Annotated in this window: 10 protein-coding genes; all 10 read right to left on the reverse strand. The window is 49.1% G+C overall.

Translation table 11 applies throughout. The features are described from left to right. Positions 1-31: 31 nt before the first annotated feature. Positions 32-3,640 carry a DUF4855 domain-containing protein gene (locus tag ACFQ0N_RS12630; RefSeq protein WP_379326484.1) on the reverse strand — a complete coding sequence of 1,203 codons (3,609 nt, stop codon included), beginning with the start codon at positions 3,638-3,640 and terminating at the stop codon, positions 32-34. A gap of 204 nt (positions 3,641-3,844) precedes the next feature. Then, positions 3,845-5,476, reverse strand: a complete 1,632-nt coding sequence (locus tag ACFQ0N_RS12635) for a helix-turn-helix domain-containing protein (protein ID WP_379326486.1) — start codon at positions 5,474-5,476, stop codon at positions 3,845-3,847. A gap of 291 nt (positions 5,477-5,767) precedes the next feature. Beyond that, positions 5,768-6,928 carry an RNA-guided endonuclease TnpB family protein gene (locus ACFQ0N_RS12640; RefSeq protein WP_379326488.1) on the reverse strand — a complete coding sequence of 387 codons (1,161 nt, stop codon included), beginning with the start codon at positions 6,926-6,928 and terminating at the stop codon, positions 5,768-5,770. A 132-nt stretch (positions 6,929-7,060) separates the two neighbouring features. Beyond that, positions 7,061-7,525 carry a DMT family transporter gene (locus ACFQ0N_RS12645; protein WP_379326668.1) on the reverse strand — a complete coding sequence of 155 codons (465 nt, stop codon included), beginning with the start codon at positions 7,523-7,525 and terminating at the stop codon, positions 7,061-7,063. A 291-nt stretch (positions 7,526-7,816) separates the two neighbouring features. Continuing rightward, positions 7,817-8,923 (reverse strand): glucuronyl esterase domain-containing protein, encoded by a 1,107-nt coding sequence (locus tag ACFQ0N_RS12650; protein ID WP_379326490.1) that lies wholly within the window; start codon positions 8,921-8,923, stop codon positions 7,817-7,819. Positions 8,924-9,189: 266 nt separating this feature from the next. Next, positions 9,190-13,107, reverse strand: a complete 3,918-nt coding sequence (locus ACFQ0N_RS12655; protein ID WP_379326492.1) for a sugar-binding protein — start codon at positions 13,105-13,107, stop codon at positions 9,190-9,192. Positions 13,108-13,238: 131 nt separating this feature from the next. Next, the gene (locus tag ACFQ0N_RS12660; protein WP_379326494.1) at positions 13,239-14,894 is read right to left on the reverse strand and encodes an extracellular solute-binding protein; all 1,656 of its coding nucleotides are present in this window, start codon (positions 14,892-14,894) and stop codon (positions 13,239-13,241) included. A gap of 111 nt (positions 14,895-15,005) precedes the next feature. After that, positions 15,006-15,881: a carbohydrate ABC transporter permease gene (locus ACFQ0N_RS12665; protein ID WP_379326496.1), complete on the reverse strand. Its 876-nt coding sequence runs from the start codon at positions 15,879-15,881 to the stop codon at positions 15,006-15,008. A 37-nt stretch (positions 15,882-15,918) separates the two neighbouring features. Further along, a complete protein-coding gene (locus ACFQ0N_RS12670; protein WP_379326670.1) occupies positions 15,919-16,884 on the reverse strand; it encodes an ABC transporter permease in 966 nt (321 codons plus the stop codon). Positions 16,885-17,221: 337 nt separating this feature from the next. Beyond that, positions 17,222-19,468: an AraC family transcriptional regulator gene (locus ACFQ0N_RS12675; RefSeq protein WP_379326498.1), complete on the reverse strand. Its 2,247-nt coding sequence runs from the start codon at positions 19,466-19,468 to the stop codon at positions 17,222-17,224. Positions 19,469-19,857 lie beyond the last annotated feature (389 nt).

Consider the following 19,857-nt stretch of genomic DNA (forward strand, 5'->3'; position numbering starts at 1 on the left):
TGACAGCCCGCCGGCTGCGATTGCAGGTTAGCTACAGCATCCGCGCGATGCGCAGCAAAATCGTCGCTGCTTCGCTGGCGATATGTTTGCCGGCTTGCGCCTCTACCTGATTGATAAAGCTTTTGGCATTGCCTTGCTCCAGCTTGCTCTGCAGGCTGTTGGCGATCCCTTTATTGTCGATCCAGCCGTCGGTATAGAATTTTTGCACCAGCTGTTTTAAGCTGTCCAGACTGGCGGCAACTTGGAAACGAACGACGTTGCTTGCCGTATTACCCGCCAAATCCGCGGCCGTAACCGTAAATTCATGTGCTCCCGGCTCCAGCTGGTATAAGTCGATCGCAGCACCGGCCTGCACTGCTTTGCCATCCAGCAGCGCTACAGTCTTGGAGACATCTGCGCCTGATAAAGCGTCGCTTACTGCGAACTGCAGCGTTACTTGCTCGGCGCTCGTATACGTTCCGTCAACCGGAGAAGCGATCGTGATGACAGGAGCGGCTGCATCGATCTGGAAGCTGACCGCCTTCGCCTCTTCCACGTTTCCTTCGTTGTCTGTCGAACGGTAGCTGACGCTGTAGCTGCCATCCTTGTCAAAAACAAGCGGCTGCGAATAGACCTGCCAGTTCGTCCCGCCATCCAGGCTGTATTCGGTTTTCGCAATGCCGGATTCCTCATCCTCGGCCGTCAGGCTGACCGTTACCGCCTGTTTGTACCAGCCATTTTGCCCATCCGGCTGTTCCGGAGAAACTGCAGCAGTTGTGACCGGAGCCGTCTGGTCCGTCTGCTTATACTCAAACCTCACTTTTTCCGGCTCAATCATGCCATTCGTGGACAATTGAGCTTCATACACGCCTTCAGCGGCAGCGGCAAGCGGAATGGCAATCTGGAAGCTGCCCGCTTCGTTCACGGCCGTCTTGCCTTCATAATAAACCTGACCTTGCGGATCAAGCACTTTCACATTGACCTCGGCAAGCTTGCCGTTCATGATCAGACCGCTCACAACTGCCTGTTTAGCCGCTGCGTCAACGGTTGCGCCAACACCGTCAATCGTGGCGATTGTTTCTTTTTGCGCCAGGTTATAGACGCCGAATTCGTAGAAGGAGTAGCCGTAGAAGGTTTCCCTTTTCAGGCCTACAAATTTAATATATCTCGCTTTAACCGGAGCGAACAGTACGGTTTCCTTGCCATCCTTGGCGGTAATGATTCCGTCGTTTTCCGTAATGACACTGCGCCAATTTTGCTTATCGTCGGAGACGAGCAGCTTATAGGTTTTGGCACGGGCATATTCCCAATCGATCCTAACCGCATCCATTTCGGTCACTTCGCCAAGATCGACCTGGAACCAGACATCGTCCACCGTATTGCTTGCCCAGCGTGTAGCCGGGAAGCCGTCAACAGCATTGCCAGGGGCAAGCGTTGCCAATCCGCCCTCTACCGAGGACGCTTCGGCCGGCTTATCCTGTGCCAGACTTCCTGCCAGATGGTATACGCCCTCTTTGAGCTCCGTATAAGCACCGGCTGAGATGCCCTGCTCCTTCGTCAGCTGATCCAGCTTGGCATTAAAGCCCTTCAAGTACTTCGTAACCTTTTCCGCATCGCTGCCTTCGTAACGCTTCATCAGCTCCAGATGAGCCTTGAGTGCACGGATGCCGTCGGCATTCGTAATTTGGTTGCTTGCTTGATATTTGTCGACCAGCTTCATCATGCTGGAAGCGTCCATAGTTGCTTCAATAATGTAGGAAGTTGTCTTCGTTTTACCTGCCGCTACAGTAATGGCCAGCTCATGCTTGCCGGCTTTGCCCACCAGGTCGATTTCCGCGCCTGCCGTATACGGCTTGCCGTCGAATTTGGCCGTTACTTGCGCCAGGCCGCTTTCATCCTCATTTTTGAGCGCCCATGTGAAGGAAATCTTCTCGTTATCCGGCACGGAAACGCCGCTTTCCAGCAGCTGCCCGTTCATTTGAACCTCAACCTCAGGCGGAGCCGCGTTGTTGACTTGATAGGTGCCTTTTACAAACTGATAGAGCCAGTCATATAATACACGCGTTGCAGGAGCGCTGCTTACCGCTGTGTCATATACCGCATTGTTTCCTTGATAATACGCCTTGAAGCCGGACTGCATCAGTCCCGTCTCCACGCCGCTGTTCAAATAATCGATGAAGCGCTCGCGGAAAATGCCGTCATTCACCATACGGTCATCAAATTCAAGCTCAAGCGACATTCCGTATCGTTTGGCTATATTAGCTGCATCCTCCAGGCGGTCTACTCCCATCTCCTCGAAAAAATAATTCGGCTGGAAAGCTGCTGCGTCAAACCCTACATCCTTCCACATGTATGATTTATAAGCGAGGGAATGCGGAATCCAGAAAAATTTGAAATTGCTGTCATGTACAATTTTGCTGACCAGCTTTAACGTATCAGGACCGACAGAGCTTGTGCTAATTTGCTCCTCCAGCCAGTATAAGCCGACAAGCTCGAGATGCGCGTAATTTTTTTCCGCCCATTTCTGCTGTACCAGATTCACATACCATTGTACCGCCTTGGCCCTGTTCTCCAGCGCTTTCTCTCTGCCTACATCGGACACTCTAAAGTTTTCAACGATGCCGTCGCCATCGACATCCCCGAAGTCCTTCATATATTCCCCCGGATCGGGAATCATCAGCACTACTTTTGTTTTATGCGCTGCATCATTTAATTTGGTCCCGACTTCAGCGGTTGCCGCATCCAATTGGTCCATATCGCCATTGGCTGCAAACGTCTTGTTCAGATACCACTGCCAGTCATTCATGTTGGCGCTTCCATCGAAGCCGTGTCCTTCAGGAGTATGTAAGCCCAGGTAGAGCACGCCATCAAACATCCAGTCCACCGGCTGGCCGGACTTATCTACATAACTGATGTTCGGAATAATTCTTTCCTTGCTCCAGTCACCTTTGCCGCCTGGATAATGGCCGTTGTACAGCAGGCCCAGATTTTCAATGCCGGCAGTAGCCTCGCCTGCCTGCAGCAGCCCCGTCTGTTCCGGCGGAACGACTACCGCGCCGGCCAGCTTGCCATCCGCACCCATAATTTCGATTTCGTCGATCAGCGTCCATGCCCGCGTGTGCATGGAGAAGGTCACCTTCACATAACGGGCATAAGCCGCCTCGGCATTCAAGTTGCCGCTTCTAATCCCGTCTCTGCTGCCTTTCCAGGTATAAATCTCTTCCCTTGGCGGGCCGTCTCCCCAGAGCAGCTGGGTGGCGTTATGCGAAAGCGTCCCCCAATTTTGCTTATCATCAGAAACGTACATTGATACCGTAAGCGGGACAAGCGTTTCGTTGTTCGGCCAATCCTGCAAAAATCTAGCATTAATTTGCGAGATCGATTTCGGTTCACCCAAATCAAAAATGACTTCACGCGTCTGTTTCTGTCTGTGCCCAACCCAAGCAGGGTCTGACACATTCAATGCGCCATGCTGTCCGTCTGTCAGCTTGCTCCCGTTATCAGGACGGCTTGCCTCCGGCGCCTCTGACCACTCGTAATTCATACCCAAGGCAAGATTGCGAATTTCAGGCTGTCCCTCTTGCGCTTGAACAGCCGGCACTGCAGACAATAGCATTGCCGAGATGACGGTGATTGCAGTCCATTTCTTGTTTATTCTCATGTATGTCAGCTCCTCTGTAGTTTAGAATAACAAAGCTTATATGTGCTGCCGCACCGCTCCTTTCCCGTTAATATCGTCGCCCAGATTATAAAACGCTTTCAAAAAGAGCTTTAACATAACAATATGAAATTTGAGCCATCATGCAAAGAGATTAATCATTACTTTGATATACAATTCTTTACCCTGATCGTTTTACTGTAGAAACTATTGAATAATTGAAGCAGATGAATTCCCCCCGGCCCCCTCGCTCCCGGTAAGGACATTCCCGGCGTGAAGGTCGCGATACTGCTGTGGACTCATCCCCAGAGACTTCCGGAAAATTTTCGTAAAATATGGCGGATATTCATAACCGGCCATCCTTGCAATCTCATATATCTTGTAATCCGACTCGCGCAGCAGCTCCGCCGCCTTATTAAGCCGCGCTTCCTGAATATATACGTTCAAATTGATTCCCGTCACCCTCTTGAACAACCGGGACAAGTAGGAGGGATTCAAGCGGCTTACCTCCGCCAGACGGACGAGTGACAAGTCCTGCTCCAGATGCTCCTGCACATAAGACTGCACGAATAGAATGACGGAATTGACCCGGCTATCCTGCTCGTGCTGCCTCCATTCAAACAGCAGATCCGTAAATGTGCGGAAAGCTTCTCCTGCCCGTGCGGGAGCAAGGGCAGGATTATACACAAGCTGCAAATCCGGCTCCAGAAGCTCTGTCAGCTGTTCCTCCATTTTCCAGCCCTGCACATGTGCAAGCAGCATGAGCGAGAGCGGATAATAGATGCCCAGCGCGGCTTGCGGGAAATCGGCGGCGACAGGACGCTCCGCACTGCTCAGCATTTCCTCCAGCAGCTCCGAGAAAGCGGTCTTTTGCCCCGACTCGAGCAAGCTGGCCAACAAATCAAGCTTCTTCACCTGCAGCAGCGCCATATCGTGCGCCCGGGCCTTGGGCACCGGGGAAAGCGCAGCAGCATATCCGGCTATACTCCCCTTGCCGCCAACCGCGGGCAAGCTGGCGATTTCCTTTCTAAGCGCCGCAAATCTGTCCGCTACTTCCTCCCATTTTGCACGCCTGTCATCAAGCAGAAAGTGAGCGGACACGCCAAACGTTTCCTCGCACGTCTCCAGCGCCAGCTCCAGATTGCCCTTCAACTGGCAGGTTTCGCTGTCTTCATCCGGTTGTTCGGGCGTTGATGGCGCCGGCTGCAGCAGCCAAATCAGCGTTCTGTCTTCCCAGATGAGAAAAGCTTTGCTGTACTTGCCTCCCATGTAGCGCTCAATCGCAAGATCGAAGCGAAATGCATTCTCGTCAGCCGTTTCCCCGGAAATCTCCATACGTGCAAGCAGCAAGCGGACTCCCCGCTGAGCATCTAACGGAAAATCCAGTTGCCCGAACCGGCTGATTCGCCGCTCGGCCGTAATCCGCCCGCCGCGCAGAAGCCCAGACAGCATCTCTTTATGCAGCATAGGCAAGGCGAGCTTCATTTGATGGTCGGCCGTTGCGATCAAGTCCGCCTTCCGGTGCGCCTCGTCGATTTCTGCAATCGCAGCCCGCACCAGCTCCAGAATGGCATCGTAGCCTTCCGTTTTCAGTAAGTAGCGAACACCGTCATAGCGTATCGCTTCATATACGTAGTCAAAGGCATTGTGTCCCGTCAGCAATATCACCTTGCAGTGCGGCCAGCGCTCCTTGATGAGCGTTAGCAGCTGCAGTCCGGACATTCCCGGCATTCGGATATCCGTAATGACAATGTCCATTTTCGTCCGCTGCAGCCAATCGATCGCCTCATCGGCGGAAAACGCCTTATATACGTCAAGCTCCAGCCCCGAGTCCAGCATCTTGACATCCTCCCCCGCCTACACTTTGCTTAGAGGCGGGGGATTCCCCTTATTCCCCTCATTAGCGTGAAGCAGGTTCAGTTACCATTACCTTAGGATTTTGTTCTATGATCACAGAGGAGATGCGTACTCTCATATCTGTATCCGAGCAAACTCCGGGGTTCAGTTCCGTCCATGTTGAACGTCTTTGGTGTGACGGATAGAACTTCTCGGTTAGGTATTCAGCACAGTCAGGTGCCTTATGCAAGGTATCTAGCCCTGCACAACGGCTTTTTACGCCGTCGTTTTGTCTTATATGACAAGAGATGGTCTGCGGGATATGACGAAGGCGGCATTGACGTCCGCGTTATCGTGATAGCCGCATGAGCATTGGAATTGATCTTTCCTGCGATGGTTCTTCCGAATGATTCTGCATTGACTGCATTCCTGTGAGGTTTTATAGGGATTCACCTTTTCCACGTTTAGCTCGGCTAACGCGGCTTTATAGGTGATCTTTCGTTCCAAATCATAGAACGCCCAAGCATGAATATTGCGATCTGCACGCTTCCAATATTTTTTCATCGAACGAATGTGGCTCAGGTCTTCCAGCTTGATGATGGACGCCCCGCCCATACTCGCAAATTGCACGATGGTTTTGGCCATCACATGATTCCAATATTGCATCATGCGTCGTTCTTTATGTTCGAGTCGTTTGAGCGCTTTCATGTTTTTCGCTTGCTGGATTTCCCTTCGTAAACGGGCATACCGCCTCCGGATATGGCCAATACGTTTCCCGTTAAAGGTCAGGTAGTTCCCCGTATCGGCATCGGCGGCAACCGCAATGAGGCGTAATCCGCGATCAACGCCAATCGCTTTGTTCGTTTTCGGCGTTTCCCGAAGTTTGAAGGAAAAGGTGAAAGCAAAATACCACTTTCCCTTACGCTCAAAAAGCTGCGCATTCCCTTTTTTCGGTTTCGAGATTCCTTCGTAAGAAGGTTTATAGTGTTTGCTGTTTGGATCCATTTCCCCGGTCAGAAGGTAATTCACCCAAAATAAGGAGTAATCGTTGGTGCTCACAGGCACATATTTATCGATGGTTAAATGGCCTTCGATGGTGGGGATGCCGATTTTCAGGCGTCCTTGATTGAAACGGAGCCGCCAGTTCTGATTGTCAAACAGAATCGAGATATTCGCTCGAAAGGAAGGAAAACCCTTGGTATTTTCATGCTTCCTCCAATCTTGATACCGGCTGACAGCCAGTTTTCTTGCTTCTTGAAGCAGTGTGGATGGTAATGGTATGGAACGAAGCAGGCGATCCAGCTCTGTTGCCTTACGTACTGGGACTTCCTGTAGGTACAGAAGGGCTTGGTTGCTAGCTTGTGAAAAGTGGGATCGCATGGTTTTATACATGTCTTGTTTCACCAATGTGGGCCGATACAAAGGAAGTTTGATCGTAATCGTATTCAGACTCATTTCCAATCCCCCCATATCTACCATTATACCAGAACACTAGTTCGATTTCAAATAGGAAAGAAACTGCTTGAAAATCATGTCGGACAATTGAGATGGCAAAATTGCCACCCTTGTCCGAAGACGATTCATCTCCTACCTAAGCTTCCGCTTTGAGGAAGGAGTCTTCTCGTCTGTATTTGATAAATTAATGATGTTAAAGACGATTGCAGAGGTAACACTCATAAATGCTGTAATTTCCATAGAGCTAAATGAAGCTGAGGCCTTGCGCGAAAAGGCAAGAAACAAACTTCCGCTTAATACCGCTAATAGCAAGAACAATATTCCCTTTAATTCATTGCTTCCTTCTTGTGTTGAATTAAGGAAGACAATGATGATGGCACCCAAAATACCCAGACATACAAACGGCTGTTGCAGCAAGGTCGTTCTCTCCCGCAGAATGATGCTTTCTGTTATGAGAGTGATTAGCGGCATTAAGGCTAAAATAATACCAGCCATCACAGTAGAGGTTTGCTGAATTCCCAATGTTTCAAACAAAAAATATCCAATCGGCTCAAAGATTGCACAAGAAGCAAAATTTAACTGGCTTCCCCTGAAAATGAAGCTTGATTACTCCAAACCGGACTAATACAAAGATGCCAAGTGCACTTAAAAGAAAGCGCAGTGCTAACACATCAAAGACCCAATATTGTGCAGCAATCTTCCGAGCCATAGAACAGATAACCCATAAATGAAAGCTTTCAGAACTAAAAGAGCGTAGACAACAAATTTTTCAGCCTGCATATGTACGCCCTCCGTTCCATTCATCTGTGCTTCCTTCAGTCCAACTGCTTACTTGTAACATCAATAAAGCCTCTCTTTCGCATTAAAAAATTGTGTCAGCCACAACTGCTACTTCTTCAACCGGCTGTCTGCAAAATCCATAAAATATTGCCAATCCAATTCCGTTAGGTCATGTATGCCTTCTCTAAGATGATAACCTGTCCGCTCTGTGCAAACTTGCACGCCGGGTTCCGGCATTTTAGAGACAGATTGGACCTTTAACCCGTACAACTTGTACACCTCTTCCGCAAAGCACAACGAGCTGTATTCGGCTTCAGGATCCGCCCATGCGTCCGCCGATGCGCTTGAAACATAAAGCAAACGCGGGGCGATTAGGCTAAGCAGCATATGCTGATCGACCGGCAGCCCATTTTCCTTCCCGTTAAACAACTTGTAGTTAGCAGCAAACCAATGCGGAAAAGCTGTATTGATATCTTCAATTCTCTCTCCTTTGTTTTGTCTGGAAATCGCTGCTCCTGTGGAGCCTGAGTTATTGCTTATGGCCATGGCAAACCTTTCATCTTGGGCAGCCGCCCATAATGCCGTCTTGTCGCTGCGTGAGTGGCCGGTTATAGCGACCCGCTTCGCCACGATATCCTGATCTTGTTCCAGCGCATCGAGCACACGTGAGGCTCCCCAAGCCCAGGCACCGATTGTTCCCCATGCATCGCCGGCTCGCTGCCTGTTGTCAAAAATACCGTGCACACCGTTGAGAAAACCGTCATGCTCATCCGGGTCAATATGGCTGACATGAAAAACAGCCGTCGCATAGCCTCGCTCAATTATTTGCTCCGCCGGCCAAAAACCGCTTATCACATTACGATTCGAATCCGCAGCATGGGGCTCGCGGTTGTTAATTAGAAGAAATACAGGTACGGGTTCTTTTGCATTAGAAGGAATAAATACTGTAAACGGAATGTCCAGCTTGCCTCCTGGCCCTGTAATTGTAATTGTGCTGCATTTACGGATAGCGCGGTTAGCCATCATTACCTCCGTACTATTCAAAACCACCCTCATATAATCTGGTTTTTCAATCAGCGCTCTTCCGTAGACATGCTTGCGGAATAACTCCAGCAGTTCGTTTCTTCTCCGTTTTTGCCAATCGCCTATGCTCTTTATTCTCTTTCCTTGCTCATCCGCCAATATATTCGGCAATTCAACACCTCTATATCGCAAGTTCAGCCTCTCCTTTACGCAAGCAGCGCTGAAGCGCTGCCATTGCCTTTTCTATGTCTTATCTGCTTTGGCGCTAAGCGTACAAGAGGGCTGCCCCGAGTCATAACACGACTTTGGACAGCCCCCCTTATGCTTTATTGCTTACTCAGCATGTGCAAAATGACGACTACCGCTTCGGCACGTGAAGCCTGCTCCTCCGGTGCAAATGTTTGCTTCGTGCCGGCAAAACCGCTGAAATTCACACCGGCTGAGCCGCCGTCAGTATGCTAGTTCTTCCCGTTATTGCCTTTGTTGCCATTGTTGCCGCTGTTACCATTGCCATTGCTATTACCGTTGCCATTACCATTACCATTTCCGTTGCCATTACCATTACCATTACCATTACCATTACCATTACCATTTCCGTTGCCATTACCATTGCCGTTGCCATTGCCATTGCCATTGCCATTGCCATTGCCATTGCCATTGCCATTGCCGTGACCGTTGCCGTTACCGTTGCCATTGCCGTTGCCGTTACCATTGCCATTCCCGTTGCCTGGTTTCTCCTTCAATGTTTGCGCACTCCCGCGAAGCTCCTCACTCTCATTTCCGGCCGCATCGTATGCCTTTACCGCCAACTGATAAGCAGTACCCGGCTTCAAGCCGGCAATAACATATTCGCACCTGCCTTCCGCCGCGCCCGCTTCCTGTCCTGCACAGCCGGCATCCCCTGCGCTAATATCGTGAGTTACGGCTCCATCTACATAAATCCGGTATCCGGCTACGCCGACATTATCAGCCGCCGCCGGCCACTGCAGCTTCATGCTCGTTTGCGCGACATCCGCCGCGGATAGCTTACTACCCTCCCGCCATACCGGCGCTTCGGTATCTGCCAGCGGTTCGCTCTCCGCACCTGTCAGCCTAACCGGTTTGAAAAGTGCCGGGTTCTTGGCAGTTCCGATCCCTGATCCCCATTCGACATACCCCTTTCTCCCTTGACCGTCATTATCATTGACGAGGAAGGACAGGCTGAACAATCCGTCTGCCGGATCGATCGGACTTATTTCCTCCCATGGCAGGGCGAATTGATAAACGGTTTGCCGCTTGTCATCGTCACGTTTAACAACCAGTTGCCCATTTTGGAGGCCGGGACTTCTCCCATGTGCATACCAGCTGTAAATTTGCGGTCCTTCCGGGGTTAGTGCGATCCCATATTCAAATCGTTCCTGACGCTCTCCCGGATACCCGGCCGCCAAGGCAAGCTGAATGCTGTCCCCTTCCCATATCTGATCCCCTGTACCCGTTTGTGAAAAAACATCATCCTGAATTCGCGCGCTGAAATACAAATTTTGCTGATCCCAGCTCAGCCACGCCTGACCGCTTAAATCCGCTGCGCCATTGTATGGCGATAACCGATTGTTGCCCTCCTTCATAATATCGATTACAGGTAAATCTGAGACCTCATCAAGCGTGCCGTCCATCTTGATCGTCTGCTTTGGAATCTCGGTCACAGCAGCATTGCCAGCGATAACGACCTTGCCGTTATAACTCAACATTTCACTTTGATGTGCAACCAGTTTCAGTCCAAAATCATAGGTTTTGGGCCCGTCAAGCTCACTTAATGGAAGAAGCACATCAATGCTCGAACGGCCTGGAACAGATTTCTCAAGCGGCTCGATTCCATTGCTGCTGCCGATGCTCCACACCAGACTATCTATTGACTGGGAGGCTTCTGATTGATTACTGATCGTAACACGCAGAAATTCGGCATTCTGCTTTTCATCCCACTGATGCTTCGCCTGAAGGGTAAAAGGCCGTTTAATCTCCATTTGCGCTTCCAGTCTGCCGATCACTTGGCCATTCATGACCAATGCTCCCGCTACTGTCCATATACCAACTTGATTTCGCGGCGGCAATGTGATGCTAATTTCCTCGCGCACACCAGCGTCCACCTTTACCGGATAGGTCAATTCTCCGATTTTCAGCGTGGCATCGATCGGTTTAGCTGCTGGAGATGTATTGCTCACCGTCAGCTTCGTCGCAATCGGTTCGCCAATCAAAGCTTCACCATTATAGAGAATATATTGGCCGCCAGTTGTAACCGCTGTAAGACTGCCTCGAATATATACGGGATTCGCGGAGAGAGACAGATAAATATTGCCAGTTCCATCAGGCGTATAGGATTGAGTCACACCCATCATATCGGTAACCGTAATCGGTGACGGCGCTTTCAAAGTAATCTGCTGCGGCTCAGAAGACCACATGACCCGGATATCCTGATTATGATCGCTGAACAGATAACTGCGTATCGAATTTCCTGGCGTTTCCTGCTGTACGAAGCTTGCCTCGCTCAGCTCTCTGGCCATTACCCCATAGGTTACATACGCCGGTTTAGGTGTATACTTCCCAAGCTTGCTCCCTGAGTTGCGAATAATACCGAAGTTTTGTTCTCTTTCGCTGGCGAGCACCCCATCATTCATAAAGTCATACCAGAAATATTTTTCAACGCCATTAGCGAGTGCCAATACATAACTGTTGACCAGATATCTTGCCTGCGTCTGTTCGCTTATGCCTTCAGGCCCTTGGTTTGAGGGCCAGCCAAGTTCGCTGAGCCAAATTGGCTTTGTTTGTTGGTTATTATACTTTTTTATCAGATTTTGAACATTGTTCAAATCCGAAACGAGCAATTCCTCTGGAGAATGCGGATAGCGATACGGGTGAATGGATACTGCATCCAAGTACTGCAGCCCGCCAAACTTAAATAACTCCTCCATCCAAGAGATCTCCGCCCCCCCGGCAGTTGCAGGTCCCACAATTGCAACATCCGGATGCTTCGACTTGACTTGCTCATAAGTCTCTTTGAGCAGCTTGAAGTAATACTCCGCATTTGATTGGGGTGTATTGCCAATATTCCAATGGTTGAACTCATTATAGACCTCAACCCAATCAATTTGATTCGGATAATGATCCAGGATTGCGTTCCCATATTTGGCAAAACCGTCGCGCCCGGTATCGGAATAGGGTGTTTTTCCCTCGTCATAGAGCGGATTGCCATAAGCTAAAATGATAAAAGGATTGATTCCGTTCTGCTCAACCGCATTCATATACATGTCGTGCTTGGACAGAAACTCGTACTGGCCTTGCGTCTTCTCAACGTTGCTCCAGTAAATTTCGTCCCGAATGCTCTTGGCTCCCATCTTGCTGATCAAGGGAACCAGTTCTGCATTCCATGTCTGCCCAAAATGTGTGGCCAGTCCAAAAGGCGAGTCGTCAAATTGCGTGATGTCAAATGGATCAAGCATGGCAAATGACGTTTCCTCTGCCGCCAGCTGTACTCTGTTTTGCAAAGCCGTTACTTGCAAGGAGTAATAGCCGTTTGCCGTCACTGGTAGTGTAATTGAAGCTGTCCCGTTAGGAGTTGGAATCGTGCCCTCCGCTACTTGGGTGCCCCAAAAATCCACAGCGCGCCAGGATATTTCATCACCAGCCGTTACTGCTTTTATAATCGATTGCTCCCCTTGTATAAAAATATTGCCAAGCTTCGTTTGGTCAAGCCTGAGCGGCGGCATCGGAGCGAAAGCGGTTACATCACTAACCTCAATCTGCCCGACTTTTTTATTATCTTTAAGATCCCTACGCTCCAAAATAAGTACAATTCCTTTGGCGGGAGCGTGCCAGATTCCGTCATTGACACCTCCCCAATGAGAATAGTCAATTCCATCGTTAAATACATTGACTTCAATCTCCTCATATTGACCATTCGCAGATAAAGCAAGCTTTTGCTGGTGAATCTGCCCGGTGCTATCCGTCATACGCAGACGAACAAAGGAGGTATCTTCTGTTTTCACGCGCAGACCCAGTTTCTTAATATCGAGCGGATCAAAGGGACGCCGGGCGGCTACATATAGCCCCCCATTCGTAAAGTTACCCGTCAGTTTCGCTATATAGCCATCTGTTCCAATGTTTGAATCTGTCTCCTGCTCTTGCTGAAAAGAACCGACAGCTCCAGGAAACTCTGGTCCATTTTCAAAAATCCATCGACCGAAATCATCTTTAAAATTGCCCAGTGTGTGAGCCTCTGTGTTCACAGTTTTAGCGACAGCAGCGTCAGCTGCCAGGGCTGGGCTAATGGAGGTAAGAAACAGCACCAAAGTCAATGCTGCTGCAATGACTTCATGTATTTTTCTGTGCCTGCTCAGTTTCATTCTTCTTCCTTCCTTCACTTTAAATTTGATGATGCCAGATATGCCCGGCCGCAAAATCTACTATTGTGCCAAGCTGCAGCAGCCGGGTATTCTTTCATAAAACAGAAACGGGATAGCAAAAAGACGAGCGGTTAAAATTTCATATTATAAAGATCATCCATAAATACCCATTTATCCTTATTTTCGTTGTACCAGCTCTTATGCCAATCTTCCGCCTTCTGTCCTCCCGAGCTGTACCATGCATCCTTAATTTGTTGAACAGCCTGATCAAGATCGCCATTGCTGACAATAGCCTTCAGAATGATGTCATGCCACTGTGTCCAGCCACCGTCTACGGTAGCATTAATACCCTTTTCTAAATTCGGCCTGATTTTGAAATGCGTGTAGCCTGGCGTTGGACGACTCGGATCAACATACATCTTATCCATCTGCTGGGAAATTTTAATCCATTCCTGGTCAAACGGATCTGTAGAATTCAACGCTACGCCATCCTTCTGATATTCCTTCATGGCATAGCTTGACATAAACATCTGGTAATCACTGTTATAGTCAATTTCTTTCGCTTTTTTATCTCTGTCAATCACCTCAGGCGTACCGTCTGTTCCCTTTGTATAATAAACGCCCTCTTCTCCAAACTGGAAATATTCCATTGTAGATGGCTCCAGCATGAAATCAATATATTGCATCACAGCTTGCGGATCCTTTGCATTCGCATTGACAACCCCTACAACATCGAGCGGCGAATTAAAGTCGGGGCTGTATTTTCCAAAGGACGATTCCGGCAGCAGAATGGGAATAATATCAGCATTCGGATCATTATCTTTCAAAATTCCATAGTTTTTCTTGATGTTTGCCACATAGTCGACAAAAATGCCTGTCTTGCCATTAGCAAAGTCCTGCTGCGCCTTTTGCCCGGTCTTATCGGTTAGAAAATCCTTGTCGACAACTCCGTTTTCAAACAGCTTCTTCTTAATCTCGGCAGCGGGCTTGATCCGGTCAAACTGTCTGACCAGCTCTCCATTTTCTATAATAAACAGCTCGCTGCCAAACATTTTATCGATAATCGTATGCTGGTTCATATTAAAGCCGTACGTATCATCCTTGCCATTGCCATCAGGATCTTGATGGGCAAATGCATAGGCGACATCATAAAATTCGTCTACCGTTTCCGGTACCTTCAAATTCAGCTTATCCAGCCAATCCTTGCGAATAACCATGGCTATAAGTGCTGTAGGCTTCATTACTTTACCAATTTGGTAGGGCTTTCCGTCCGGCATCGCGGTAATACGCTTCAACTGTGGAAATTGCTCGAGCAACTTCTTATAATTTGTACTATATTTATCAATCATCTCGTCCAACGGCATCAATTGTTTTTGCACCCACAGTTGATTACGCATGGTGGCACTATATTCCAGAACAAGGTCGGGAGCAGTGCCAGATGCGAAGATCACCGGAATTTTCTGGTCAGATCCCGTTCTTGGCACAGGCACATAGGTGACATCGACCGGTCCGTGCTCATTGACCCATTTCGTCCAGCGATTGTTATCGTAGGTACCCTCATCAGGGGATATCTGTCCGCGATCATAGATCGTCACACTTACTTTTCCGCGCTTCCCCGTCTCCGGTGCTGAGCCTTCTTTTGTTTGTTTTTCAGAATTGCCGGCAGCGGGAAGCGGGTTGTTCTTGCTGCCCTCCTCCTTGCTATTGCCGCAGCCAGCCAGAACCGTACCCGCCGCCAAAATTACTGCAAAAGCTGTCGAAAAAACGTTCATCGTCTTTTTTCTCATCCGTGCCCCTCCATCGTCTTTGTCCCTCAGGACTACTATTCAATGCTAGCCGTTTAACGCAACCTGAGCTCTCCTATCAGCTCTTGGCATCCCCCCTCTCACATCGTCCCCTTATCCCTTCACTGCACCAAGCATAACGCCTTTGACAAAATATTTTTGCAGGAATGGATAGACCAGCAGCATAGGAAGCGTCATGACGATGACACTGGCCGATTTGATCGACTCCGGTGTGAGCATTTTGTAATCGTCCGGATTCAAATTGCTCATTTCGGTCAGAAGCGTCGCACTTTGAATCATATTTTGAACCAGGACGGAAAGATTGTACTTATTCGAATCGTTAATGTAGATCATGACGTTGAAAAAGGCGTTCCAATGCGCCACACCGTAGAACAACGTCAATGTCGCAATGACCGGCAGGGACAACGGAAGGATAATCTTCAAAACCAGCTTCCACTCGCTGCATCCGTCTATCCGTGCCGCATCCTCCAGCTCCTCGGGAATCGCTGTAAAAAAGGAGCGCAAAAGCAACATATTGTAGACACTAATAAGTCCCGGCAGCCACAATGCCCAATAGCTGTCAACCAAATGCAGCGACTTCACCAGCATGTAGTCGGGAATAAGCCCCGCCTTGAACAGCATTGTAAATACAATGGCCAGTGTGAAGAATCGTCTGAAGTAAAAGTGTTTTTTAGACAAAGGATAGGCGGCCAGTATGGTCAACAGCATATTAAAGGCCGTACCAGCTGCCGTGATGACCAGACTGTTCCGGAACGCCTTGACAATATTCGTCCCCTCTATCATGCTCACATAAGCCCGCCATGAAGGCTCGACAGGCCACAAGCTGACCTTCCCTGTCGAAATCGCAGTGTTACTGCTGAGTGAAACCGCCAAAATATGAATAAGGGGCAGCAAGCAAACCAGTGCCGCAGCAGCCAATATGAGAATATTAACGGCGTAAAAAATCCGTTCTCCTAAAGAAGCTTTCATCCTTGATCTCTCCCTAAAATTATTGCTTCCTCCTGCCTTACCACAGCCCCTGATCAAATTTGCGGGCGATTGCATTCGCAGTTAATACGAGGATCAGACCAATCAGCGATTCGAATAGCCCCAGTGCCGTACCATAGCTGAATTCCCCGGTTCCTAGCCCGTACTTGAAGTTCCAAGTGCTGATGACCTCCGAAATATCGGCTACAAGCGGATTTTGCAGGACAAACACTTGGTCAAAGCCAACCTCCATCACATGCCCAATGTTCAAAATAAACATCAGTACCACGGTAGTCCGTATGCTCGGCAGGGTGACATGCCATATTTGCCGCCACTTGTTGGCTCCATCAATGTTGGCCGCCTCGTAGAGACTCGTATCAATGGCAGTCAGCGCTGCCAAATAAATAATGGCGCTCCATCCGGCCCCCTTCCAAATGGCAGAGCCGACATAAATCGAAATCCAGGAAAAATGCTTATACAAAAAAGGGTAGGCGTCTCCCGTTATTGCTTTCACTGCATGATTGACGATCCCGGTCTCTTGTGCAAATACCATTACAATCAAGCCGCCAACAATAACCCAATTCAGAAAATGCGGTAAATAGACCAAAGTCTGTACCCATTTTTTAAACCATGCCTTTCGGACTTCATTGAGCAGGATCGCCAGCAAAATCGGAAACGGGAAGCCGATCACGACATTAAGCAGACTCAATATAAATGTGTTGCGGATGACACTCATCATTTGCGGGTTGCTAAACAAATAATTGTAATTATCAAAGCCTACCCAAGGACTTCCCCATATCCCGTCCGCCATGTTGTAGTCTTTAAAAGCGATAATAATACCCAGCATGGGGATGAACTTGAAAATAACAAAATAAGTGACAACTGGAATAAACATTACGATCAGCGGCTTGTTCAAATTCCATATTCGGCTGCTCGCGGGCCGTTTGCGGCTGGCTGGCTGATTAAGCTGAGCCGATGCAGGCCCAGCATCAATTTGATCTCCCATCATATTCGCCCCACCTCTCTATCTCTCTTGTTCCTGTTGCATCTGCCCGGTCGATACAGTTGCATTATAGTTCGCCTGTCGCCGCAGTGACAACTAACACCTTTTGCAGCAGGTAACAGAATTGGAATCCTCCCTTCAGCTGGTTAATAACGGTTAATTCGGGGCCGTTATCTCTTTTTTTGCGGGGTAACCAAAATGAACGGCCGGCCAGTTTTTAAATTTCTATACAATCAAGAAGAAACATTGGACGCCGTCCTTTAGGCGCAGCAAGTTTCTTCCCTTAGAAGCCAAGTTTACGGGAAAACTTATACTTTTTTGTATTTCAAAAAGGACGCCCTTATCGGACGTCCTCCCTGCGGTAATCCCCCGGTGTGACACCGGCAATTTTCTTGAACACACGATTGAAGGATACATAATGGCTGTACCCGGCCAAGCCGGCAATTTCTTGCACCGGCAGCTCGGTTTGCTTTAACAGGCGCATCGCCTGTTCGATTCGAATACGCGCTAAATAATCAACAAAGTTTTCTCCGGTCTCTTCCTTAAATAACCGGCTCATATAGTTGGACTTAATATGAAAATGCTCGCCGATATAGGTCAGCGACATATCAGGGTTATGGTAATGCTCCCCGATAAAGGCCCGTACCTCTTGAATGACCGAATGGGAAGCCCGCTGCTCCCGAATTTGTCCCAGCTGGATATCCAGCTCCGACAATACCTCCGTTACTTGCCTGGACAATTCCTGCAGCGTCTCCATACGGCTGATGGCGCGCTCAAGAGCGGACGCTGCTGCAGCCTCCCAATATTTGCGAAAGTCTTCAGGCAGCTCCATTAACTCCTTGTTAAGCTGATACAGCATATAATTCATCAGGTTCACAATATCATCTCTGGAAAACAGGTGTTGTTCCAGCGCCCCCATTACTTGTTCCAAGAGCTCCCGCCATTTTTCCTCCCCAAGACGATATGCCGTAGCCATGGCGCGTATCGGCTGCAGCTGATTATAAACATCCCCCGTGGATTGCACTGGCATATCAAATTGGGTAATTACGCGGTTGTTGCCAAGCACAGATTTATATTTCAGCGCTTCCGCCGCGCTTTCATAAGAGAGGCCGATATCCGCCGTTTGTTCAACAGCTACGCCTAAGGCGACCGTAACCGTTATACGCAGGTTTCCCTCCACCCATATAATCATGCCGTTCACAGCGCGAAGCAAGGAAGCCTCGTGATCTATCGGATTCTCCTCATGAAAGGGAATCAACACCCCCATGCGCTGGTTTGATATCCATTCGGGCCAAATGGCCAAGCCCTGCTGCTCTGCCAGCTCTGAGATCACATTGGTAAGAGCGAATCGCAGAAGCCCTCTGTCGCGCTGGCTATACTCCTGGCAAAAGTCCTCGTACCGGTCGATATCCATAATGCCGGCCTGAAGCCTTGCCGCCGACTTTCTCCAGCCCAGGCTGCGCGTATGTTCCTCCCATTCTTCTCCGGCGATGATCCGGCTCCCTTCAAAAAGCTCCTGAAAAAACAGCCGGCGCTTGAATATCACATCTTCGCCGGTTTGCTTGATCAGATCGTCCAGCGCCTTGGCAATAAAAGATAACTCATCCTTGCCTCCGCCGTTCCACAGCTTGGGCGGATCCGCAGAACTGTATGCCTCTATTCGCTCCATAATTTTGCCTATCGGCTTGTAGTTGCGCACGGTAACATATATCATCATGCCCATGCCGCCCAGCACCGCCAGAATGGCCAACGTTATCCATGAGCTTGAAGGAAAGGAATAGACGGCTGCATAGCCTTCATTCTTCAATCCGCTATGCACCACCCATCCGGTATATTCCGATTTAACACTGGAGAGTACCCTGGATCCCGTGCAAGCCTCTGCTCCATCGGCATTAACAAAGCGCCGGCCTTCGGAACCTGCCATAAAATTGCCTGCCTCGTCGCAGAGCATAACGAAGCTCAGCTCTGAGTTCGACAGCCCGGCCAGCAAGCTCCCAATGGCTGAAGTTTGGAAATTGACTACCACCATACCATTCTCCCCCGAAAGCAGAGGATAGCGGAGAACGAGTGAAAACAAGCTTCGCGCCGGCATACCGGCATTTTGCACGGATCGGGGGCTGGTCCAAAATCTTAAATTATCGGACTGGCTTTCGGCCTGCAGAATAAAGTCCTTATCCGGCAAACTGTCGAAGCGAAGCATGGAATAGTTGGTCATAACGATTTGATCTCCCAAGCGAACCAAATAAATGGAATCGATAAGCGGATAATTGCCGACAATCCCAAACAGCTTATTGGAGAGTTCATACTCGATCAAATATTTGTTGGCTCCAGCAGGCGGATTGAAGAAGTTGCTCCAAGCCTCATTCGATCCAAGCTCATTAAGCATCATTTGATCCACTGTACGCAAGGAAGAATCGACAGACTGCAGCACCTGTCGAGCAAACACCTGATTGGCGCGTGCCGCTTCTCTTTTTCCCTCTTCAATGGCCGCCAGCATGAATATACAAATGAGAACGGCTGAAATCCCTATAAGAACGGGCAAATAGGAGAGCAGAAGCTTTTTGAACCAAGGCTTGTGCATGAGCATTAGCTGTCCTCCCATCTATTCAAGGGAAATGGTATTGCTCCCTTTCCTCTTAATACCGCTTGTATCAATGATCAAATCCGCTGCTCCCGCGGCTATCCGGCTGATTTCCGTCCTCCCCCTGACACCTAGCCTCTGCCCTTCTTATTTCTCGGGTAAACATTTTCGACTATCAATTGTTCGCCACTCGTAACAGTAATCCTCCCATCCCCGGCATTAACCTCCCCTTTTATCTGAAGCAGCCATTGGAATACGCCTTCCTTGTCTCGTTCCTTCATCCCTTACAGGTAATGAAAGCAGCGCCTGCAAGCGCCCGTTTCTTTGTCCACTTTATGCGATTAGCGAATGCTGCACAACTTACAGATTTGGAGCGGGTAACATTTTTATACTTC

Origin of the sequence: Paenibacillus sp. GCM10027626, assembly GCF_042676285.1 — a bacterium.
GTDB lineage: Bacteria > Bacillota > Bacilli > Paenibacillales > Paenibacillaceae > Paenibacillus_Z.